This is a genomic window from Roseateles sp. P5_E1 (genome assembly GCF_054049335.1).
In genome coordinates, this window is sequence record NZ_JBFUMN010000003.1 from 188413 (window position 1) to 210528 (window position 22116).

12 protein-coding genes are annotated in these 22116 nt (G+C 70.0%); 8 read left to right on the forward strand and 4 right to left on the reverse strand.

Translation table 11 applies throughout. The features are described 5' to 3' along the window. Positions 1-12 precede the first annotated feature (12 nt). Positions 13-1194, reverse strand: a complete 1182-nt coding sequence (locus tag ACXJKJ_RS05155; protein WP_457389340.1) for an FAD-dependent monooxygenase — start codon at positions 1192-1194, stop codon at positions 13-15. A gap of 159 nt (positions 1195-1353) precedes the next feature. Here ACXJKJ_RS05155 and ACXJKJ_RS05160 point away from each other — a divergent pair, with 159 nt between their 5' ends. The 3 genes from ACXJKJ_RS05160 to ACXJKJ_RS05170 all read left to right on the forward strand — a co-directional run bounded on the left by ACXJKJ_RS05160 (position 1354) and on the right by ACXJKJ_RS05170 (position 8628). Beyond that, positions 1354-2334, forward strand: coding sequence for a potassium channel beta subunit family protein (locus ACXJKJ_RS05160; RefSeq protein ID WP_457389341.1), 981 nt, complete (start codon positions 1354-1356; stop codon positions 2332-2334). A 65-nt stretch (positions 2335-2399) separates the two neighbouring features. After that, the gene (locus ACXJKJ_RS05165) at positions 2400-5540 is read left to right on the forward strand and encodes a diguanylate cyclase (protein ID WP_457389342.1); all 3141 of its coding nucleotides are present in this window, start codon (positions 2400-2402) and stop codon (positions 5538-5540) included. A gap of 85 nt (positions 5541-5625) precedes the next feature. Beyond that, positions 5626-8628 (forward strand): P-loop NTPase fold protein, encoded by a 3003-nt coding sequence (locus tag ACXJKJ_RS05170; protein WP_457389343.1) that lies wholly within the window; start codon positions 5626-5628, stop codon positions 8626-8628. Here the strand turns inward: ACXJKJ_RS05170 and ACXJKJ_RS05175 are convergent. Then, on the reverse strand, positions 8613-9230 hold the full coding sequence (locus ACXJKJ_RS05175; RefSeq protein ID WP_457389344.1) for a hemerythrin domain-containing protein: 618 nt from the start codon (positions 9228-9230) through the stop codon (positions 8613-8615). The two genes, ACXJKJ_RS05170 and ACXJKJ_RS05175, sit on opposite strands and share 16 nt — an antisense overlap. A 111-nt stretch (positions 9231-9341) precedes the next feature. On the opposite strand from ACXJKJ_RS05175, the gene tkt reads away from it, so the two are divergent. The 5 genes from tkt (at position 9342) to ACXJKJ_RS05200 (ending at position 20728) form a co-directional block, all read left to right on the forward strand. After that, on the forward strand, positions 9342-11369 hold the full coding sequence (gene tkt / locus ACXJKJ_RS05180; protein WP_457320953.1) for a transketolase: 2028 nt from the start codon (positions 9342-9344) through the stop codon (positions 11367-11369). A gap of 243 nt (positions 11370-11612) precedes the next feature. Next, positions 11613-16136 (forward strand): response regulator, encoded by a 4524-nt coding sequence (locus ACXJKJ_RS05185; RefSeq protein WP_457389345.1) that lies wholly within the window; start codon positions 11613-11615, stop codon positions 16134-16136. A 202-nt stretch (positions 16137-16338) separates the two neighbouring features. After that, positions 16339-17337 carry a hypothetical protein gene (locus ACXJKJ_RS05190; RefSeq protein WP_457320957.1) on the forward strand — a complete coding sequence of 333 codons (999 nt, stop codon included), beginning with the start codon at positions 16339-16341 and terminating at the stop codon, positions 17335-17337. 81 nt (positions 17338-17418) lie between these two features. Beyond that, on the forward strand, positions 17419-18417 hold the full coding sequence (gene gap / locus ACXJKJ_RS05195; protein ID WP_457350701.1) for a type I glyceraldehyde-3-phosphate dehydrogenase: 999 nt from the start codon (positions 17419-17421) through the stop codon (positions 18415-18417). A 265-nt stretch (positions 18418-18682) separates the two neighbouring features. Beyond that, a complete protein-coding gene (locus ACXJKJ_RS05200; protein ID WP_457389346.1) occupies positions 18683-20728 on the forward strand; it encodes a S8 family peptidase in 2046 nt (681 codons plus the stop codon). On the opposite strand, the gene ACXJKJ_RS05205 is transcribed toward ACXJKJ_RS05200, so the two are convergent. Together ACXJKJ_RS05205 and ACXJKJ_RS05210 are read right to left on the reverse strand one after the other, a co-directional pair. Continuing rightward, a complete protein-coding gene (locus ACXJKJ_RS05205; protein WP_056199777.1) occupies positions 20711-21382 on the reverse strand; it encodes a hypothetical protein in 672 nt (223 codons plus the stop codon). The genes ACXJKJ_RS05200 and ACXJKJ_RS05205 overlap by 18 nt on opposite strands. Beyond that, positions 21382-22113 carry a biotin--[acetyl-CoA-carboxylase] ligase gene (locus ACXJKJ_RS05210; RefSeq protein ID WP_457389347.1) on the reverse strand — a complete coding sequence of 244 codons (732 nt, stop codon included), beginning with the start codon at positions 22111-22113 and terminating at the stop codon, positions 21382-21384. The genes ACXJKJ_RS05205 and ACXJKJ_RS05210 overlap by 1 nt, the downstream gene beginning before the upstream one ends. Positions 22114-22116 lie beyond the last annotated feature (3 nt).

A 22116-nucleotide genomic window follows, 5' to 3' on the forward strand; every position in this document is an offset into this window, starting at 1 on the left:
CGGATCTCCAGATCAGCCTCCGAACATCATGCGGTGCGCCAGCGCTTTCTTCAGCGGCGTGGCCAGCTCCAGGCCGGCCAGGGCCAGGCCACGCAGCGCCGGCAGCCCCGGCAGCCGCCAGGCAAAGCTGCGGGCGAGGAAATCGGTCGCGGCAATCATGGGCCAGCGGTCGGGGGCGCGCTGCCAGTCGACGCGGGCCAGCACGGCGTCCAGGCCCAGGCCGGTTTCCGTCGCATCGCGCAATGCATCGATCAGGGCCTGGGCGTCGCGCAGGCCCAGGTTCAGCCCCTGGCCGGCGACCGGGTGCAGGGTCTGGGCCGCATTGCCGATGCGCAGCGCCCGGCCTTGCAGCAGCCGCGTCTCGGCGTTCAGGCCGAGCGGGAAGCACTTCAATGCCGAGATGCCGGTCAGCCGGCCGGCCACGGCGGGCAGTTGCTGCTGGATGACGACCAGGCGCTGGGCGTCGTTCAAGGTAGCGATGTCGTCCTCGGCCTGGGGCAGGCACCAGACGAGGGCTGCGCGCGGGCCTTGCGCGTCGTCGGGCAGGGGCAGCAGGGCCAGGGGCCCGTTGCGTGTGAAGCGCTCGATGGCCAGGCCCTGCAGGCCGGGCGGCGCCAGGCGCACCGTGCCGACCCAGGCGTTCTGGTGATAGTCGCTGGTGATGGACTTTCTATCCTGCTCGGCAAACACGCCGCCCTCGGCGACGACGGCGAGGTCAAAGCTGTCGACGACTGGACCTTCGCCGCAGTCCAGCTCCACGCCAGCCAGGTTCGAGCGAATCGCATGCACGGCGGTCCCGAAGCGGGTGAACAGGCGCTCGCGCTGGGCGGTGGCCAACTCCAGCCAACGCTGCTGCAGCGGCGCGACCAGGGCGCCATAGGGCAGCACGGCGCCAAGCTGGGGCAGGCCCTGCTCGGTGGCACTGATGCGCACCTCGCCGGCAATCGGCGCGGGCGGCGCCTGGCTGACATGCACGGTCTGGATGGCCTGGGCGCTCTGGGGCTGCCAGGCGTGCAGGCGCTGCAGCAGCCGGATGCTGCCGAGGTTGAGCGCCAGCGTGCGGGCGTCGCCGCTGATGTCGTGGTCCAGCGGCCGGGTGTCGAAAAGATGGATTTCAGCGCCTGCCAGGCGCTCGGCGGCGAGCAGGGCGAGGGCGAGGCCGGCAGGACCGGCGCCGATGACGGCGAGCTTCATGGGCTCAACGATAACTGCCGGCGATGCAGCTGCGCGGCGACTCGGGGTGTCGGGCGCCTCGCCCCCGGCGCGCTCGGGGCCATTGTGGCCATGCACCGGCCGGGCCGGGCGGCCCCGATAAGCTGCGGCTTTTCCGCCCCTCCCGCACAGGAACGCTCCATGCAATACCGCCGTCTCGGCCGCGCCGGCCTCCAGGTTTCCGAACTCTCCCTCGGCTCCTGGGTCACGTATCACAACCAGGTCGGCACGAAGGCCGCCACCGAGATGCTGGCCGCGGCCTTCGACGCCGGCATCAACTTCTTCGACAACGCCGAGGTCTATGCGCAGGGCGAGAGCGAGGTCGTCATGGGCCAGGCCTTCAAGGCGCTGGGCTGGAACCGGCTGGACTACATCGTCTCCAGCAAGTTCTTCTGGGGTCTGCAGCGTGATGGCGTGACGGTCAACCGCAAGGACACGCTGAACCGCAAATACCTGATGCAGGCGGTCGACGCATCGCTGAAGCGCTTCCAGCTCGAGCATCTGGACCTGATTTACTGCCACCGCCCCGACCCGAACACGCCCATCGAGGAAACCGTCTGGGCGATGAGCGACATCATTCGCCAGGGCAAGGCGCTGTACTGGGGCACCAGCGAATGGAGCGCCGCCGACATCCGCGCCGCCTGGGAGATTGCCGAGCGCCATCACCTGCACAAGCCCGTCGTCGAGCAGCCGCAGTACCACCTCTTCCACCGCCGCCGTGTCGAGCAAGACTACGCCCGCCTGTACGAGGACATCGGCCTGGGCCTGACGACCTGGAGCCCGCTGGCCTCGGGCCTGCTGACCGGCAAATACCGCAGCGGCATTCCCGCCGGCAGCCGCGGCGCGCTGGAGAACATGAGCTGGATGCGCGAGCAACTGCAGGACAAGGCCAGGAACGACGCTGTCGGCAAGCTGTCCGAGATCGCCGCCGAGCTGGGCTGCAGCATGGCCCAGCTCGCCATCGCCTGGATCAATCGCAACCCGCGCGTGTCCACCGTCATCCTGGGCGCCAGCCGCATCGAGCAGCTGCGCGACAACCTCGGCGCCCTGGCCGTGACGCCCAAGCTGACCCCGGAAGTCATCGAACGCATCGACAGCATCGCCAAGCCTCTTGCGCAGTGATCATTCACGTTCTCTGAGGGCAAGACCCGGCAAAGCAGGCCCTTTGGGTGCCTGAGAATGCCGTTATGAGGGTCTTGACAACAAAAGGGTGCGCTGCAGCGCTGCTGATCGCCGCGGCGCTGCTGGCCACCGCGGCACAGGCGGTGGTGCCGCGCTTCGAGCCCATCGGGGAAGCGGGCGCGGTAAGGGACAACGTTGTCTCCGCGCTAGCGCTGGATGCCCGCGGCGTGTTGTGGGCCGGCTCGCCCGAGGGGCTGCTGCGCTTTGACGGCTATGCCTTCCGGCGCTACCCCTTGAGCGGCCCCGACGGCCAGCTGCTGCCCGAGCAGTTCGTGCGCGCCATGCTGCCCGACCCGCGCGGCTGGATGTGGGTGGCCGCCGGCAACAGCGGCCTGGTGCGCCTGGACGTGGCCACCGGTCGCTGGGATCGCTGGGCGCGCAACGGCAAGTCGGCCGACGAGACCGCGCCCGCCGCCAATACCGTGCGCACCTTCGCCCTGGAAAAGGACGGCACGCTGTGGATAGGCGGCAGCGGCGGCCTGGACCGCTTCGACGTCAAGAGCCAGCGCTTCACCCACCACCGCGGCAAGGAGGACGGCCTGCCCGACCCGCGCGTGCAGACCCTGCTCGTCGACCGCCAGGGCACGCTGTGGATCGGCACCTGGCGGGGCCTGGCGCGCAAGGCGCCCGACGGCCCCATCGAAGCGCTGGACGTCGGCATCGGCGACCAGCTGGTCACGCTGATCAGCGAGGCCCAGGACGGCCGCATCATCGTCGGCACGGCCCAGGGGCGGCTGCGCGCGCTGTCGCCCAATGGCCAGCCGCTGCCCTTCAGCCCCGGCGCCCAGCCAGGCGCCACCTCGGGCGTCTGGCCCGTCATGGCCATGGCCCAGCCCGATGCCGACGAGCTGTGGTTCGGTGACGCCTCGGGCGTGTCGCGCCGTCGCGCGGTCGACGGCGCGCTGATCGAGCGCCTGCCCGCCACCGGTGCCGGCACCGCGCCGCGCAGCGATGTGCGCGCGCTGATGCGCGATCCGTCCGGCACGGTCTGGGCCGGCAGCTATGGTGGCGGCCTGATGCGCCATGTGCCGTCGCTGCCTGGCCTGTCCATGGTGCGCGAGGCCATCGGCTCGGTCTCGGGCGGCCTGGACGTGCGCAGCATCCTGCAGCTGGACAACGGCGAGATCTGGCTGGGCACGCTGGCCGGCGGCATCGAACGCCGCGACCGCCAGCTGATGCCGCTGGGTGTGGTCGCCCAGGGCAGTGGCGGCCTGCCGTCAGGGCGGGTCAATGCACTGGGGCAGAGCAAGGACGGCTCCGTCTGGGTCGCCATCGACACCCAGCTGCTTCGTTTCGACACCCAGGGCCGCTGGAAGGAAACCCTGCGCAGCGGCAATGCCGTGCCGCGGCGCTTCCACGCGCTGGACGACGGCTCGCTATGGATCGCGACGCTGGACGGCGTGATGCGCTGGACGCCCGAGCACCCGCAGATGCGCGCCATCCCGACCGCCGGCCTGGTGGGCGGCACCGGCGAGGTCAATGCCTTCGCCAGCCTGCCCGACGGCAGCCTGTGGGCGGGCGGCGCGGCCGGCCTGTTCCGCGTCGCCAAGCCGGGGTCGGACGAGCCCGTGGCCGAATGGGTCGAGCCCGTGGGCCTGACCGGCCAGACCGTACTGGGCATGGCCGTCGACCTGGCCGGGCGCCTCTGGGTGGACACCGGCACCGGCCTGCACCGCCTCATCGACAGCGACGGCAAGAAGGCGCGCTTCGAAGTCGTCGGCGCCTCCGACATCGGTGGGGCGTTCGGCGCCAACCTGCTGTTCGACAAGCAGGGCCGCATCTGGTCGCAGCGCAATATGTACGACCCGCGCAGCGGCGAGCGCCGCGAACTCGGCGCGGCCGACGGGGCCGACCTCGGCACCGGCTGGTTCCGCGCCTACGCCAAGCTCGACGACGGCCGCATGCTGTTCGGCGGCGCACGCGGCCTGCTCGTCATCGACCCTGACCGTTTCTCGCCCTGGACGTACAAGCCGCCGCTGGTCGTTTCGGAACTGCGCGTCGATGGCGAGGAGCGCGCGCTGCCGGCCAACGGCAGCGACATCGTCCTCGCGCCCGGCGAGCGGGGCCTGAGCCTGGCCTTCGCCTCGCTGGACTACAGCCAGCCCAGCCGCAACCGCTACCGCTACCGGCTGCAGGGCCTGGACGCCGGCTGGATCGACGCCGGCATGCTGGGCCGTACGGCGGCCTACACCAACCTGTCACCCGGCCACTACCAGCTGCAGGTGCAGGGCAGCAATCGTGACGGCGCCTGGAGCCCCACCGAGATCAAGATCGGTGTCAACGTGCGCGCCGCCTGGTGGCAGACGCGCTGGGCCCTGGCCCTGGCCGTCATCGCTGCCGTGGGGCTGGTGGCGGCCATCGTCAGCATGCGCACGCGGCTGCTGCTGCGCCACCGCCGCGTGCTGGAGCTGCGCGTGCAGGAGCGCACCGAAGCGCTGGAGGCCGCCACTGCCGCGCTGACGGCCAAGTCCGTCGAGCTGGAAGAGGCCAGCCTCACCGACCCGCTGACCGGCCTGCGCAACCGCCGCTTCCTGGACCGCCAGATGCCGGCCGACGTCGCCATGGTTCTGCGCCACTACGAGCCGACCTCGGGCGCTCTCGTCGCCAACCCCGACAGCGACCAGGACCTGCTGTTCTTCCTCATCGACATCGACCACTTCAAGCGCATCAACGACGCCCATGGCCACATGGCCGGCGACGCCGTGCTGATGCAGATGCGCGGCCGCCTGGAGCAGGTCTTTCGCGCCACCGACTACCTGGTGCGCTGGGGCGGCGAAGAGTTCCTCATCGTCGCCCGCGGCACGCCGCGCCGCCGCGCGGCCGAGCTGGCCGAACGCGCCCGCCAGGCCATCATGGCCCAGCCCTTCGAGCTCGACGGCGGGCTGCGCCTGACCCTGACCTGCTCGGTCGGCTTCTCGGCCTTCCCGCTATGCCCCAGGCTGCCGCGCGCGCTGGACTGGCATGCCGCCATCGACCTGGCCGATGCGGCGCTGTACGACGCCAAGGACACCGGCCGCAACGCCTGGGTCGGCCTGCTGGACGCCAAGGCCGATGGCGAGGACGAGCTGCGCCAGGACATGCGCCGGCCGCTGGACAGCTGGGCCAGCAGTGGCCGGCTGACGCTGCAGCGTTCAGGTCGCAGCTGAGGCCCGCGGCGGCGGCTTGCGAAACGACGCCATGCAGCCCGCCGTCCCGCTTTCTTTCGGTCACGCAGCTCTGGCCCGGCGCCTCGTGAGCGAGCTGGAGGCCAGCCTCAGGCCCGGCGCTGGCAGCAGCACCGAGCCGGCGCTGGTCATCGGTGTCTTCGGCGAATGGGGTGCGGGCAAGAGCCGGTTGCTGCAGACCGTCGGCGATGAGCTGGACAAGCGCAGCCAGAAGAACGGCGAGCAGGTGCTGACGGTCGTCGTGCCCTTCAACGCCTGGCGCTTCGAGCGTGAGGAGCATCTGCTGGTGCCGCTGTTGCGGGTCGCCCAGCAATGCCTGCGCAAGGCGATCGACGACAGCCTGGGCACCGACATCAAGCGGCATGAGCGGCTGTCAGATCAGCTGATGTTGCTGGGCGATCTGGCGCAGGTTATCTACCAGCACGGTGGGCGCGACCTGGCCCAGGCGGCGCTGACGGCCCATGGAGTCGCGCTCAAGCTGCCAGCCATCAAGCCGGCCGAGGGCAAGCCCAACCCCGGCGCCCTGGAGGTGCTGGAGTTGCGTCGCCGCCTGAGGGCGAATGCGCGCCGGCTGGACACGCCCATCAGCCAGCTGCAAAGCCTCTACTACGACTTCCTCGAACAGCTCAAGGCCGTCACGGGGCGCAACCCTTCGGCGCTGACCCTGCACCGGCAGCGCCTGCTTCGACGCGGCACGGGTCTGTGGCCCGCCTTGCGCTTCTATTCGCGCACGGGCTGGGACTGGTTCTTCACGGGTGAGGTGGCTTCGGCGCCGGGCGTGCAGGTCAACCTGGTGTTTCTCGTCGACGACCTCGACCGCTGCCTGCCCGACAAGGCCGTCGAGGTCCTGGAGGCGATCAAGCTCTTCCTGGAGGTGGAGGGCTGCGCCTTCGTGCTGGCGCTGGACGAAGAGGTCATCGAGCGCGGCATTGCGCACCGCTACCGCGACTACGCGCTGCAGGGCAAGGAGGGCATGACGCCCATCACCGGTGCGGAGTACCTGGAGAAGCTCGTGCACCTGCCGGTGCGGCTGCCGCGGCCCACCGGCGCGGCGGCGCGCGACTTCCTGGCCGACAAGTGGCCGGCCTGGTTCGCCGACGCGTCCGCGCAGGCCAACGACCTCGCCACGCTGGTGGCCGCCATCACGCCCGGCGTGCCACGCAAGCTGCACCGCATGACCTCGTTGCTGGCCCTGGCCGAGTCTCTGGGTGCCGGCGACGCCAAGACGCCGCGCAAGCGCGAATGGCTGGCCATCGTCTGCGCGCTGCAGTTGTTTGCGCCGGCCTTGTACCGCTATCTGCGCCTGCACGGCGCCAGGCTGCTGATCACGCTGGCCGATTGGCGCACCGACGCGCTGTTCCGCGATGTCGCCGGCCTGCGCAAGGCCTTGCAGTTGCAGGTGCTGGGTGTCGATTCGCCGGCCCAGCTGCAGTACCGGTTGGTTCTGCAGCGCCTGCCCGATCTGTGCGAAGCGGCCATGCACAACCGCTCGGGATTTGACTTGCTGGAGTTGCTGGCGCGTGTTGGCGAGCTGCACGAAAAGGCGGCGCTGACCGGCGCGCAGCTGGGGGCGCTGATGGTGTTCACGGAGGTGGAAGGCACGGAGACCGCGGCCGGCGCGCCCGCCGTGATGCCGGTCGCGCCGGATGCCGCGACGGCCAAGCCGCCGGAGGCCGCGGTGCCGGCGGTGATGGTGGAGATGCCGGCCGCTACCGCGCCCGTCGCCCCACCGGCCGTGGCGGTCGCGATGCCGGAGCCGGTCGAGCCGCAGGCCGGCGGCACCGAGAGCGACGAGCCGGTCGCGTTGGCGAACGCGCCCCAGGAGGCGCGCCTGGAGAACGAGCGCGCTCTGGTGGAGGCGGTCAACTCGGGCGAGCTGGAGCTGGTGCGCGTGGCGTTGTCGCGCGAGGGCGCGGCACTGCGGGACCGCGTGCTGCCGGCGTCGCTGTGGAGCCTGCTGAGCAGCGGCCGGCTGATGGATCAGCTGCGCGCCTGGGTCGACCGCGGTGCGCCCGCGGATGCCACGCAGTTCCTGCTGCAGGAGCTGCGGCCCCATCTGTCGCAGGCGGCAGCCCTGGACCTGCTCCGGCAGTTCGGGACGCCGGTACTCAAGGTGCTGAAGCGCCCGGACTGGGCCGCCGAGGTGCGCGCGGAGGACGGCACCGCGACGCTGCTGACACCGCCGCTGCGCCGCGGTGAGGCGATCTGGCTGCCGACCGGGCCGCCCGATGCGGCGGCGACCTGGGCGATTCCGAGAGGGTGGGTCTGCCCGGAGCAGTACGGTGCCAGCCAGGCGCGTGAGGCCCGCGTCGTGCTGGGGTCGGATGCAGCTCACGGTGTTTATGCCCGGCTGCGCATGGCGCCGCTGGAGGGGTATGACAAGGCGCTGCAGCATCTGCGGTGGGTGCCGGCCGGCAAGTTCGCCATGGGTTCGCCCAACGGCCCGGAGGAGGAGGGTGAGCTGCGCACGGTGACCCTCAGCCGCGGCTTCTGGATTGCCGACACCACTTGTTCCTGGGCGTTCTGGCGGCGTTTGGGCGGGCGCAGCGTACGCAGCGATGACGGCAGCTTCCCCGTCGTCGGCGTTACTGCGGCCGAGGTGGAGGAGGTGCTGGCGCGCCTGGCCCGTGGCCTGCCTGATTGCGAGATCCAGTTGCCCAGCGAGGCCGAGTGGGAGGCGGCCTGCCGCGCCGGCACGCGCACGGCCTATGCCTTCAGCGACCAGCCGGGCCAGCAGAGGGTGCATGCCGAGGCCGACGCGCCACTCCCGGTCGCCGCGGGCGCCGCCAATTTCTGGGGACTGCGCCAGATGCACGGCAACGTCGCGGAGCTTTGCCGCGACCTGCTGGCGCCGGAACAGCGCAGCGCCGAAGCCGCCTGGGTCGATCCCGAAGGGCGGCCGGGCGCCGATACCGGCTGGCACGCGCTGCGCGGCGGGTCTTTCCGCAGCCGCGTCGAGCAGACCCGCTCGGCGGCCGTCGACCGCATCGCCCGCGATCAGCGCCGCGACGACGTGGGCTTCCGCTTCATCCTGCGGGCCCAGGCCGCCGAGGGTCAGCCACCCGCCTGATCCAGCGCCGGCCCCCAGCCCAGTGGCGCCGGCAGCGCGGCCAGGATGCGCTGGCGTAGCGGCGCGTAGGCCTCGTCCACCGGCTGGCCCGGGCGCGGGGCCAGCGGGTCCTGGTGGCTGCTGAAGGCTTCGTCCAGGTCGGCCCAGTCCGCGGCGCTCAGGAGCCGTGCCGCGCGCGGCAGGATCTCGGTCTCCTCGCGCCGCATGTGGCGCAGGTACCGGGCGGTGTAGACCTTGAGCTGCTGCTCGAACTTCATGCGCCGCGGCTCGCCCATGTGCTCCCAGGCGAGCAGGCTGTGCTGCAGCTCGCGCACCGCGCGTTCGCCCTGGGCATGGTCGGCGTCGAGTTCGTCCAGCGTCTCGCGCAGTTCGGGCGCCAGCGCGCGCAGCTTGGGGAACAGCAGCTCGCTTTCTTTTTGGTGATGCAAGCGTTCTGGAAATTCGTCGACATAGAACAGCATCGCCCGCAGCGCACCGAAGTCGCAGGGCGTGCCGGCGCGCTGCTGGGCCTCGAGCAGCAGGGGCAAAGTGCGCAGCATCGCGGCCAGGGCGTCGTGCTCGGCGCGGATGATGCGCACGGCCAGGGGCATGGGCGTGGTCATGCCCCAAGCGTCGCGCTTCGCCGCGCGGGCGGTCTTGCGCTGGATCAAGCCAATCGAACCACCCCCGTAAAATCCCTGGTTTTGCCCTTCAGCCCCAAGAAAGCCCCGGCCATGACTGCATCGACCGCTTCCCCCACCCTCATGGCCAACGCGATACGCGCCCTCGCGATGGACGCGGTGCAGGCGGCCAACTCCGGCCACCCGGGCGCACCCATGGGCATGGCCGACATCGCCGTCGCGCTGTGGGGCCACCATCTGCAGCACAACCCGGCCAACCCGCATTGGGCCAACCGCGACCGCTTCGTGCTGTCCAACGGCCACGGCTCGATGCTGATCTATGCGCTGCTGCACCTGACGGGCTACGACCTGCCCATCGACGAGCTGCGCAATTTCCGCCAGATGCACAGCAAGACGCCGGGCCACCCCGAAGTGGGCATCACCCCGGGCATCGAGACGACCACCGGCCCGCTCGGCCAGGGCGTGACCAACGCCGTGGGCCTGGCCCTGGCCGAGAAGCTGCTGGCGCGCGATTTCAACCGCGAAGGCCACGAGATCGTCGACCACCACACCTACGCCTTCCTGGGCGACGGCTGCCTGATGGAAGGCATCAGCCACGAGGCCGCGTCGCTGGCCGGCGCCTGGAAGCTGAACAAGCTGATCGCCATCTACGACGACAACGGCATCTCCATCGACGGCCAGGTTGCGCCCTGGTTCGCCGACGACACCGCCAAGCGCTTCCAGGCCTATGGCTGGCACGTCATCGGCCCGGTGGACGGCCATGACGTCGACGCCCTGGACGACGCCATCGGCAAGGCCAAGGAGAGCCAGGACAAGCCCACGCTGATCATCGCCAAGACGGCCATCGGCAAGGGCTCGCCCAACCGTGCCAACACCAGCAAGGCCCACGGCGAACCGCTCGGCGCCGAAGAGATCAAGCTGACCCGCGCGGCCCTCGCCTGGGAGCACGAGCCCTTCGCTGTGCCGGCCGAGGTCTATGCCGCCTGGGATGCCAAGGAACGTGGCGACAAGGTTGAGGCCGAGTGGGACAGCCGCTTCGACGCCTATGCCGAAGCCCACCCCGAGCTGGCCGCCGAGTTCCAGCGCCGCATGGCCGGCGTGCTGCCCGCCAACTTCGCGCAGATCGCCGTCGACGCCGTCGTCAAGGCCCATGCCGAAGCGCAGACCGTCGCCAGCCGCAAGGCCAGCCAACTGGCGCTGGAAGCCTTCACGCTCGCCCTGCCCGAGCTGCTCGGCGGCAGCGCCGACCTGACCGGCTCCAACCTGACCAACACCAGCAGCACGCCGGCCCTGCGCATCGGCGCGGACGGCACGCCCAACAACGGCCGCCACATCAACTACGGCGTGCGCGAGTTCGGCATGGCGGCCATCATGAACGGCGTCGCGCTGCACGGCGGCTTCATCCCTTACGGCGGCACCTTCCTGACCTTCAGCGACTACAGCCGCAACGCCATCCGCATGGCCGCACTGATGAAGGCCCGCGTTATCCACGTGATGACGCACGACTCCATCGGCCTGGGCGAAGACGGCCCGACCCACCAGTCCATCGAGCATGTCGCCTCGCTGCGCCTGATCCCGGGCCTGGACGTCTGGCGCCCGGCCGACACGACCGAAACGGTGGTCGCCTGGACCATGGCCATCGGCAACGCCCAGCGCCCGAGCCTGCTGGCCCTCTCCCGCCAGAACCTGACCTACTCGCCCAAGACCAACGTCGACGAGATCGCCAAGGGCGCCTATGTGCTGTTCGACCCGGTGAGCGCCAAGGGCAACAGCAAGGCCGAGGCCGTCATCATCGCCACCGGCTCCGAGGTGCAGCTGGCGATGGCCGCCAAGGCGCTGCTGGCCGACGAGGGCATCAAGGTGCGCGTGGTTTCCATGCCGTCGACCAGCGTTTTCGACCGCCAGGACAAGGACTACAAGAAGAGCGTGCTGCCCAAGGGCCTGCCGCGCGTGGCCGTCGAGATGGGCGTCAGCGACTTCTGGTGGAAGTACGGTGTCGACGCGGTTGTCGGCATTGACACCTTCGGCGAGTCCGCCCCGGCCGGCGTGCTGTTCAAGCACTTCGGCTTCACGCCCGAGAACGTCGCGGCGACCGTCAAGGCGGTGCTGAAGAAGAAGTGATGCCGTCGCGCCCCGGGCCATGTGCGGCCAGGGGGTGGCGATGGACATCAGGGGCTCGGGGGCGCCGCCGCGGGCCTGCCCGGCGCAGCGGGTGAATGCCGATAGCCGGGGTTCCCGGACAGACATCCAATGGCCCTTGATTCCGGGGGCTCTGGAGGGCTGGCGTTGGCGACTGGCGATTTGTTTCGTGCGCGTTCGAGGGGCTGGCGCGCCATCAGCGCACGGCTATGCAATTTCGTCGCGTTGTTCACCGCGCTTGCTGCGCTCGCCACCTGCAGGGCCGCCTGCGCTCAGGACATCCGCGTCGTCGACGTACCGCTCGTCGCCGGCGCGCCAATGCCGTTCTACCCGCTGCCGTCGCCCCTTGCGTCCGTGGCGGTCCAGCGGATGGTGCAGGACGAGTTCGGCTTCCTGTGGCTGAGCGCCGAGGACGGGTTGCGGCGCTACGACGGCTACGATTTCATGAAGGTCCCGGCGGACCAGCGCGCGAGCAGCGTCGGCTTCATCATTGGCCAGTCGCTGTTCAAGGACCACGCGGGCCGGCTGTGGATCGGCGCCGATGATTCGCTCAGCCGCTATGACCCTGCGACCGGCAGCTTCAAACAGTACCGGTCACCCAACGAAGCCTGCGGCACCGTGGCGATCACCCACGACATCAGCGAGGACCCGGACGGCCTGATCTGGCTCGCGACGGACGACGGCGTGACGGCCCTGGACCCGGTCACGTCGAAGACGACCTGCCATCGGCCGCGCTACACGCCCGGGCTCGGCGAGACGCGCGTCATCGCGACGCTGGCACTGCGCGACGGCACGCTCTGGGTCACCAGCACCGAGGGCCTCTACGTGCTGGACCGGCGCTCGGGCGAGGTCAGGCGACACATTCGGTTGGAGACCAGTCCCGGGCGCAAAGTCGTCGCCACGGGATTCCCGTCCAAGCCGTTCCTGGACAGCCGGGGCATGCTGTGGTTTGGCCTCTCCTCCGGCGGGGACCTTGCCTCGGTCGACGTGGCCAGCGGCGCCGTCACCGTCTATGCGTTGCGGGGCGGCGGGCTGGCGCCGAACGCCTCCTCCGGCGTCCTGTCGATCCAGGAGGATGACGACCGGGCACTCTGGCTCGGCACCGGCAAGCTGGGCCTCGTGAAGCTGACGCCGGACCGCACTCAGGCGCTCTGGTACCAGAGCGACCCCGACGATCCCGACGGCTTGCGCGGCGACCTCGTCGTCGGCACGTTCCGGGATCGCGACGGGAGCTTCTGGTCGACGACGAGGGCGGGGGCCGTCTACCGCTTCGACACCGAGCGTCCGCGTTTCCGGTCCTACCGCCACCAGCAGGCGGACCCGCGCAGCCTCGGCAAGGGCCCGGTGACCGCCGCCTACGCCGAGAACGACCAGACGCTGTGGATCGGCACGGACCGCGGCCTGAACCGCGTCGACCGCACGACCGATCAGGCGACGCAGATCGACCTGCCGGTGTTCGCGCGGGGCGTCCGGGCGATTGCGGATCACGCGGGCGATCTGTGGTTGGGCACCTACGGCAACGGCCTGATCCGCTTCGATCGCCGCACGCAGCGCTACACGGCGTACACCCACGTCGCATCGGACCCGAGTTCGCTGAACCACGACCGCATCACGGCACTGTGGGTTGATCGCGGCAACACCTTGTGGGTCGCCACGGACTTCGGCCTGAGCCGCTGGGAGCCGGCGACGGAAAGGTTCTCGACCTTCAGCCCGCAGCCCGGCACCCTGGTCCAGTACCGCTCGATCGCGGAGGACGCCAGCGGCGTGCTGTGGCTGGCGACGTCATCTCACGGCGTGCACCGTTTTGACCCCCGCACGAGCACCTTCAAGGTCTTCGATGCGGAACTCCGCGCCGCGCGTCCGCCGGGCCATCAACGCGTCAATGCGGTCCACGTCGACCGCGCCGGGACGGTGTGGGCCGGGACCTTCCGCGGGCTGGTCAAGCTCGATCCCCGCGACGGCACGTTCACCTCGTACGACTCGCGCGCCGGCCTTCCCGCGGACAGCGTGTTCGGCATCCTGGAAGACGACGATGGACAGCTGTGGGTCAGCACGCCGAACGGGCTGTCGCGCTTCGACCCGCGCACCGGGACCTTCACGAACTACCGCGCATCCGACGGCCTGCTGACCGACCGGTTCGCGAACCCCGTGGTGGCCGCGAGGAGTTCGAGCGGGGAGCTGTTCTTCGGCTCGCAGAAGGGGCTGGTGGCGTTCATCCCCGGCCAGGTCGTCGACCGCAAGCGCACGCTGCCGGTGTTCCTGACCGACTTCCGCCTGTTCGGCGAGTCGGTGCTGCCAGGCAGCACGCCGCTGCAGCAGCCGATCTGGTCTGCTTCTGCGCTGGCTCTGGAACCGCGCAGCATCGCGTCCTTCGACTTCGCCGCCTTGAACTATGTCGACCCGGCGCACACCCGCTACCGGTACCGGCTCGAAGGGTTCGAGACGAAGTGGAACGACACGGACAGCGCGCGGCGCAACGCGACGTACACGATGCTGCCGCCGGGCGACTACACCTTCCTCGTCCAGGCGCGCGGCACCCGCGGGGACTGGAGCGAGAGCGCGGTGCCGCTCAAGATCCATGTTCCGCCGCCGTGGTATGCCACCTGGTACTTCCGCGCCGCGGTCGCCGTGCTGCTGCTGACGGCGCTGTGGTTGGCCTACCGCCTGCGCATGCGCCAGTTGCACCGCCATTTCGAGATCGCGCTCCAGGCGCGGCTCGACGAGCGCACCCGCGTCGCGCGCGAGGTGGCCGAAGGGCTGGAGCAGCGCGTGCGCGAGCGCACCGAAGAGCTGGCCAGCGCCCAGCACGCCGCCGAGGCCTCCACGCGGGCCAAGAGCGAGTTCCTGGCCAACATGAGCCACGAGATCCGCACGCCGATGAACGCCATCCTCGGCATGTCCTACCTGGCGCTGCAGACCGGCCTGGACGCGCGCCAGCGCAACTACGTCGACAAGGTACATCGCGCCGCCGAGTCGCTGCTCGGGATCATCAATGACATCCTCGACTTCTCGAAGATCGAAGCCGGCCGGCTGGAGATCGAGGAGATCCCCTTCCAGCTCGGCGACGTGCTGGACCAGCTCGCCACGCTGGTGGGCATGCGCGCCGAGGAAAAGGGGCTGGAGCTGCTGTTCGCGCTGTCGCCCACGCTGCCAACCGCGCTCGTCGGCGACCCGTCGCGGCTGGGCCAGATCCTGCTGAACCTGAGCAACAACGCGGTCAAGTTCACCGAGCAGGGCGAGGTCACGGTGGCGGTGGCCGAGACGGCGCGCGAAGGCCAGCGCGTGACGCTGCGCTTCGAGGTGCGCGACAGCGGCATCGGCCTCGCGCCCGAGGCCGTCGCGCGCCTGTTCCAGCCCTTCACGCAGGCCGATGCGTCGACCAGCCGGCGCTACGGCGGCACGGGGCTGGGCCTGGCGATCTGCCGCCACCTGGTGGAGCGCATGGGCGGCGAGATCGGGTTGGACAGCGAGCCCGGGCGCGGCAGCTGCTTCCACTTCAGCCTGCCCCTGGGCCTGCAGCCCGGGGCGGCGCCAGCGCCGCAGGACAACGAACTGCACGGCATGCGCATGCTGGTCGTCGACGACCATCCGGCGGCACGCGAGCTGCTGCACACGCTGGCGACGGCCTTCGGCCTGGAGGCCGAGACGGCGGCCGATGGCGTTGCGGCACTGCAGGCCGTGGCGCAGGCCGACGCCGAGGACCGGCCGTTCAGGCTGTTGCTGCTGGACTGGCACATGCCGGTCCTGGATGGCATCGGCTGCCTGGAACGGCTGGGGCAGGCCGCCGGCAGGCACGCTCCGCCGACGGTGCTGATGGTGACTGCCTTCAACCGCGACGAGGCCGAACGCCAGCTCACCGCACGCGGGCTGCTGGTGGCAGGGCTGCTGGCCAAGCCGGTCACGCCCTCGGGCCTGCTGGACGCCTGCGCCAATGCGCTGGGCCGTCCGCGTGCCGGGCTCAGCCGCAACGTGCAGCGCCACGAACTGCTGCAGGCGCGCCAGGCCGGGCTGGCCGGCGCGCGCGTCCTGTTGGTCGAGGACAACCCCATCAACCAGGAGCTCGCGCGCGACCTTCTGAACCGCGCCGGCATCGTCGTGCACATCGCCGGCGACGGCCAGGAGGCGCTGGCGATCCTCGCGCGCGAGCGCTTCGAGGCCGTGCTGATGGACTGCCAGATGCCGGTGATGGACGGCTACGAGGCGACGCGCGAACTGCGCCGCCGCCCCGAACTGCAGGACCTGCCGGTGATCGCGATGACGGCCAACGCGATGGCTGGCGATCGCCAGAAGGCGCTGGAGGCGGGCATGAACGACCATGTGCCCAAGCCCATCCGCGTTGACGAGCTGTTCGCCACGCTGGCGCGCTGGGTGCGTCCGGCGCTGCCCGCGCCCGCGCCGCAGGCGCCGCCCGCGGCCCTGGACATGGGCGCCGGCCTGGCCGCGCTGATGGGTGACGAGGCGCTGTATCGGCGCCTGCTGGCGCTGTTCCGCGAGCGTGAGAGCGACATCGTCGTGCGCTTGCGGGCGGCCCGTGAGCGCGGTGATGGCAAGGCCGCCCTGCGCTGCGCGCACGACCTGAAGAGCGTCGCGGGCAGCCTGGGCATGCCCGCCCTGCAGCGTGCCGCCACCGCGCTGGAGGAAGCCTGCAGCCAGGGCGTCGAAGCGGTGGGCCTGGAGCCGCTGCTGCAGGCGGTGGAGCGCGAGCTCTCGGCCGTGCTGGCCAGTTTGCAGGAGAAGGGCTTGGCCTGAAGTCAGCGATTTCTGGTGGTAATACGGTGTCGACGCCGTCGTTGGTATCGACACCTTCGACGAGTCCGCGCCGGCCGGTGTGCTGTTCAAGCACTTTGGCTGCACGCCGAAGAACGTGGCCGCGACCGTCAAGGCGATGCTGAAGAAGGAATAACGCGGCGGTCTTGCGGTAAAACCTCCGGTCATGGCGGCAGGAGATGCAATGCGCGACTTCATCATTCTTTTGGCGGCAGGGCTGTGCACATTGGCGGCTCAGGGCCAGGTGCCAAGGCCGGATGACAGGGCCGACCAGATGCTGGCCTGCCTGCTCAATGCCAACGCACTCCCTCAGCTGCCGAGGGAAAAGCGGGAGGCCTTGCGCGGTCAACCGTCGAGTTCACGGATGGTGCGGGTGAAGCTGCTGTTCGAGCGCCCGGACGCGGCCCCGCGCGTGGAGGTGCTGGCCAACACGGCCGATGAGTCCATGCAGGACGAGGTTTTCGACTATCTCAAGGGCCATCGCCTGCCCTGCCTGCCTGCGGGCGCTGCCCCGCTCGCGGCTGTCCAGGAATTCGTATTCGCCGGCGATGCACCGGTGCGGATATCGGCGGCACGGGGGTGGTCGGAGCAGGCCGCGACGCAGAAGTGTGTGGTCATGCCGCGCAAGGCGCCCGATTTCGTGTATTCGCAGATGGAGGGCCCCATCGTCAAGACCCTGGTGGTGGCCCGCTTCGACGGCGACGGCCAACAGCCGCCCAAGGTTCAGGTCCTTTACTCCAACGCCGGCCCACGACCGCAGAAGGCGATCCAGGAATACCTGGAGCAATACCGGATGCCCTGCCGGCAGGCAGGCGATCCCCCATTTGCCTTCGAGCAGCTCTTCCAGTACGTCTTCACGTCCGCCAAGCCGCCGAAGTTCCGCGAGGCCGAGGTGCCGCTGGCCAAGTTCATGGGCTGGGTGAAAGGCCGCAGGACCCTGGACGCTTCGTTTGATTTCGACACCATGGCGTGCCCCTTCAAGGTGACCTGGACGCAACGTCGGCCTCACCTGCCCAACACCGCTTTCGAGCTCGGACGACCCGATCCCAACCGCCTGGAATTCCTGCGCTGGCTGGCCGGGCTGGAGATGGAGCTGGACTCGCGTTCGCAGGACTGGCTGTTCGATGAATCCATGGTCATCGACATTCCCTGCGGCCGGTTTGCCGCCGCGACCGGTGGCTGAAATCGCCCTGAAACCACCCCGTACCGCGAATCGCCGAGAATCGCGCCCGCACCGAATTTTTCATCCTCTGGAGACAGTTCCATGACCATCAAGATCGGCATCAATGGCTTCGGCCGCATCGGGCGCATGGTGTTCCGTGCCGCCGTGGCGAATTTCAAGGACATCGAGGTCGTCGCAATCAACGACCTGCTCGAGCCCGACTACCTGGCCTACATGCTCAAGTACGACAGCGTGCACGGCAAGTTCGACGGTGAAGTGGCCGTGGACGGCAACACCCTGATCGTCAACGGCAAGCGCATCCGCCTGACCGCGGTCAAGGACCCGTCCGAGCTGAAGTGGGCCGAGGCGGGTGCCGACATCGTCATCGAAGCCACCGGCATCTTCCTGGACAAGGCCGGCGGCGAGAAGCACCTGGCCGCAGGCGCCAAGAAGGTCATCTTCTCGGCCCCCTCCAAGGACGAGACGCCGATGTTCGTCTTCGGTGTCAACCACACCAAGTACGCCGGCGAAGCCATCATCTCCAACGCGTCGTGCACCACCAACTGCCTGGCCCCGCTGGCCAAGGTGCTGAACGACAAGTGGGGCATCAAGCGCGGCCTGATGACCACCGTGCACGCCACCACCGCGACGCAGAAGACCGTCGACGGCCCGAGCAACAAGGACTGGCGCGGCGGCCGCGGCATCCTCGAGAACATCATCCCGAGCAGCACGGGCGCCGCCAAGGCCGTCGGCAAGGTCATCCCCGAGCTGAACAAGAAGCTGACCGGCATGAGCTTTCGCGTGCCCACCAGCGACGTGTCGGTCGTCGACCTGACCGTCGAGCTGCTGAAGGACGCCAGCTACGAAGAGATCTGCGCCGAGTTCAAGGCGCAAAGCGAAGGCGCGCTSAAGGGCGTSCTGGGCTACACCGAGGACAAGGTCGTTGCSACCGACTTCCGCGGYGACGCCCGCACCTCCATCTTCGATGCCGACGCCGGCATCGCSCTGGACAGCACCTTCGTCAAGCTGGTGTCCTGGTACGACAACGAGTGGGGCTATTCGAACAAGGTCCTCGAAATGGCCCGCGTGGTGGCTGCGTGAGCCCCTCGTCCAGTCTGCCGCGCTGAACGCGGGCCAGACTAGCCGGTCCCCCAAGGGGACGGCGATGCTTGCCGGATCGACCGGCAAGCACATCGCCAGGCGGGCCGGCTAGGGGCGGCCCGTCGCTCGGCCCGAATACCGCTGAAAAGGCCAGTCGATCTCGCGATCGGCTGGCCTTTCTGCTTTCTTGCGCCCCACACTTGTTTGCGATTGCTTCACAAGGGCGCGCCTAAACTGGCCGCCCCGCCCGTTCGAGCTCGCCGTCATGAAGTCCTTGCGTCCGCTGCTGATCGCCGCCCTGACCGTGATGGCCGCGCCCGTGCTGGCCCAGACGCCAGACACCGAAGCCCGCGTCATCGTGCGCTTCAAGCCTCAGGCCGACAGCGTGCGCGCGAAGGCCTTGGCCTTGCGGGCCACCCGGGCCGAGGCGCGCGAGGTGGCGCAGACGCGCGCGACGGCCCTGGGCCTGCGCAGCGGCCAGCGGCTGGCGGCCGGCATCAGCCTGGACGAGCGCACCCATGTGGTCATCGCCAAGGGCATGACCGGTGCCGCGCTGGCAAAGAAGCTGGCCACCGATGCCGAGGTCGAGCTGGTGGTCGTCGACCAACGCCGCAAGCATGCCCGCCTCCCCAACGACCCGCTGTTCGGTGGCGCGGACGTGAACCCTGAATCGACCGTCGGTGGTGTGCAGGCCCGCACCATCGACCAGTGGTACTTGAAGAAGCCCAGCGCCACGCCGGGCCAGGTTGTCTCCAGCATCAATGCGCCGGCAGCGTGGGACACCACGACCGGCACCGCCACAACGATAGTCGCCGTGCTGGACACCGGCGTGCGCCTGGATCACCCCGACCTGTCGGGTCAATTCGTCAGCGGCTACGACATGATCGGCTTCGGCAGCGCCGGCAACAGCCAGCAAGCGACGTCGATTGCCATCGCCAATGACGGTGGCGGTGCTGACAACGACCCGTCCGACCCGGGCGACTGGGTCAGCCAGACCGATATCAACGGCGGCGCCCTGGGCAGTGGCTGCGACAGCAGCGACATCGGCAACAGCTCCTGGCACGGCACCCGTGTGTCCGGCCTGATCGCCGCCAGCAGCAACAATGGCTTGGGCATGGCCGGCGTCGGCTGGGGCCTGAAGATCCTGCCCGTGCGTGTGCTGGGCAAATGCGGCGGTTATGACAGCGACATCATGGCTGGCATGAAGTGGGCTGCCGGCATTGCCGTGCCGGGCTTGCCGGCCAATGCGAACAAGGCCAAGGTGCTCAATATGAGCCTGGGCGGCAGCGGGACCTGTGGCACCACGGGCACGGGCGCTCTCTACCGTGACGTCATCAGCCAGGTCAACGCGGCCGGTGTCACCATCGTCGTCGCGGCCGGCAATTCCGAAGGCCAGGCCGTCGGCCTGCCGGGCAACTGCCCCGGCGTCATCACGGTGGCGGCGCTGCGTCATGTCGGCACCAAGGTCGGCTTCTCCAGCCTCGGTACGGAGGTGACCATCGCCGCGCCGGGCGGCAACTGCATCAACACGCTGACCAACCAAGCCTGCCTCTATCCCATGGTCAGCACGACCAACTCGGGCACGACGACGCCAGTGGCGGGCGCAGACACCTACACCGGCAGCGGCGCCTCGGTGGGCACGAGCTTCTCGGCACCCATCGTCAGTGGCATCGTCGGGCTGATGGCCTCCGTGCGTCCGGGTCTGACCTCGGCCGAGGCAACGCAGATCCTCAAGAGCACGGCGCGCCCCTTCCCGACAAGCGGGGGCGGCAGCGCCGCGGATGGCAACCCGCCGCAATGCAAGGCACCCAGTGCCACGGCGCAGGACGAGTGCTACTGCACGACCAGCACCTGCGGCGCCGGCATGGTGGACGCCGCTGCGGCCGTGGCCGCGACCCAGGCGCTGAACGGCACGACGGTGACCATCACGCCAAGCCCGGCGAGCGGCCTGACCGCTGGCCAGACGCTGACACTGACCGTCACGGCCACCGGCCTGCCCGGGGACCGCTCGGTCGCCTCCACGGCCTGGGTGCTGGTCGATGGCGGCGGCATCGTGACGGCCTTTGCCTCCGGCGCCAGCACGGCCGCGGCGACGATCACGCCGACGGCGGCCGGCAGCTTCACGGTGCGCGCCGACCTGACCGACAACGCCGGTGTCGTCTACAGCCAGTCGGCGACGATCAGCGTCGCGGCAGCGTCTTCGTCGAGCGGCTCGTCGGGTGGTGGCGGCGGCGGCGCAGCTAGCGCGGCCTGGCTGGCTGGTCTGTTGCTGGCGGCGTCGGCGCTGCGACGCTCAGCTGCTGGCCGCTGATGCGGCTGCGGCGGGCGCCGCACTGCAGGCCTTGAAACCGACGGCCAGGGCCGCGTCCTTGGACGCCTTGAGCCGGGCCGCGAGCAGGCCGTCGGCCTGATTGATGACCAGGCTGTGGCGAGCCAGCGGCGCCTTCAGCGTCAGCACGCGCAGGCCCTTGAGGCCGCGTTTGTCGAAGTTCTCGGCCTGGGCGTTCGCTTCGGCCTGGCTGGGGTGCTTGCTGAGCACGAAGGCCGGTTGCTCGGCGGGCAGGCCGTCCAGCGGTTCGAAGTTGATGCGCAGCTGCTTGTAGGTGGCTTCCTTGCGGGCGCGGAACTCGGGGTCGGCGAGCTTGATGGTCGCCACCACCCACACGCCCGGCTGCTCGCTGCTGCGCACCTGGGCCTCAGCACCGGCAGCCTTCAAGGCGGCCTGGGCGGCGGCGAGGGCCGCATCGCCATCGAGCGGGCCCAGTTCCAGGCAGCTGCGCTGGGCGGCGACGGCGGCCGCACTGGCGGCCAGGGGCTGGATGCGTTCGGGATGCTGCTGGGCCTTGACGCGCTGCGGCTCGCGGCCGCCCTCGGCCGGCAGGCCCGTGACGGTGTCCAGCCAGCCTCGCGACCAGATAAGGAAGAGGGCGTTCACCGCCAGCAGTACCAGCACGACCACGCGCATCACAGCGATTTCTCCAATCTGAGACTCAGTTCGCCTCCGCTGATCGGCAGCAGGCCAGCGGCGGTTTCCAGCAGCAGTTCACCACGCTCGCTGACGCCGCGTGCGGTGCCGGCCTGCTCGCCGACGCGCACACGCTGGCCGCCCGCGAGGTCGCGGCGCGCGAATGCGGCCTGCCAGGGCGCAAAGCCCAGGGTCTCGAAATCGGCCAGCATGCCACGCAGTGCGGGGGCCAGGCGGTCCAGCGTCTCGGTGGCCGTGGCGGCCGGGTTCAGCGTCTGCAGCGCCGCGTGGCCGCTGGCAAAGGCGGTGCGGTCGGCGCCTTCGGGCAAGGGCCGCAGGTTGAGGCCGATGCCGATGACGACGCCGCGCTGGTCCACCGGCAACGGCACGGTCTCGATGAGGATGCCGCCGAGCTTGGCGCCATCCAGGAAGAGGTCGTTGGGCCATTTGAGCTGGATGTGCCGGCCCGCCGGGTCCAGCGCATCGGCCACCGTGCAACCCACGGCGAGGGACAGGCCGCTCAGGTCAAGCGCGGCCGGCAGTGGCAAGGCGATGGAGAAAGTCAGCGCGGCGTCATCCCCCCCCTGTTCAGTCAGCCAAGCCCGGCCCAGGCGCCCACGACCCGCGGTCTGGCGCGAGGCCGAAACCAGCAGCGCCCCGCCGCCCTCACGCAGATGCGCCAGCGCCTCGGTGTTGGTCGAGCCGCATTCGGCGAGGTGGCGCCGTTCCATCAG

Coding starts and splice junctions, on each gene's coding strand:
- ACXJKJ_RS05155 (WP_457389340.1), bottom strand. CDS start 1,194: ATGAAGCTCGCCGTCATCGGCGCCGGTCCTGCCGGCCTCGCCCTCGCC.
- ACXJKJ_RS05160 (WP_457389341.1), top strand. CDS start 1,354: ATGCAATACCGCCGTCTCGGCCGCGCCGGCCTCCAGGTTTCCGAACTC.
- ACXJKJ_RS05165 (WP_457389342.1), top strand. CDS start 2,400: ATGAGGGTCTTGACAACAAAAGGGTGCGCTGCAGCGCTGCTGATCGCC.
- ACXJKJ_RS05175 (WP_457389344.1), bottom strand. CDS start 9,230: ATGACCACGCCCATGCCCCTGGCCGTGCGCATCATCCGCGCCGAGCAC.
- tkt (WP_457320953.1), top strand. CDS start 9,342: ATGACTGCATCGACCGCTTCCCCCACCCTCATGGCCAACGCGATACGC.
- ACXJKJ_RS05190 (WP_457320957.1), top strand. CDS start 16,339: ATGCGCGACTTCATCATTCTTTTGGCGGCAGGGCTGTGCACATTGGCG.
- ACXJKJ_RS05200 (WP_457389346.1), top strand. CDS start 18,683: ATGAAGTCCTTGCGTCCGCTGCTGATCGCCGCCCTGACCGTGATGGCC.
- ACXJKJ_RS05205 (WP_056199777.1), bottom strand. CDS start 21,382: ATGCGCGTGGTCGTGCTGGTACTGCTGGCGGTGAACGCCCTCTTCCTT.
- ACXJKJ_RS05210 (WP_457389347.1), bottom strand. CDS start 22,113: ATGGAACGGCGCCACCTCGCCGAATGCGGCTCGACCAACACCGAGGCG.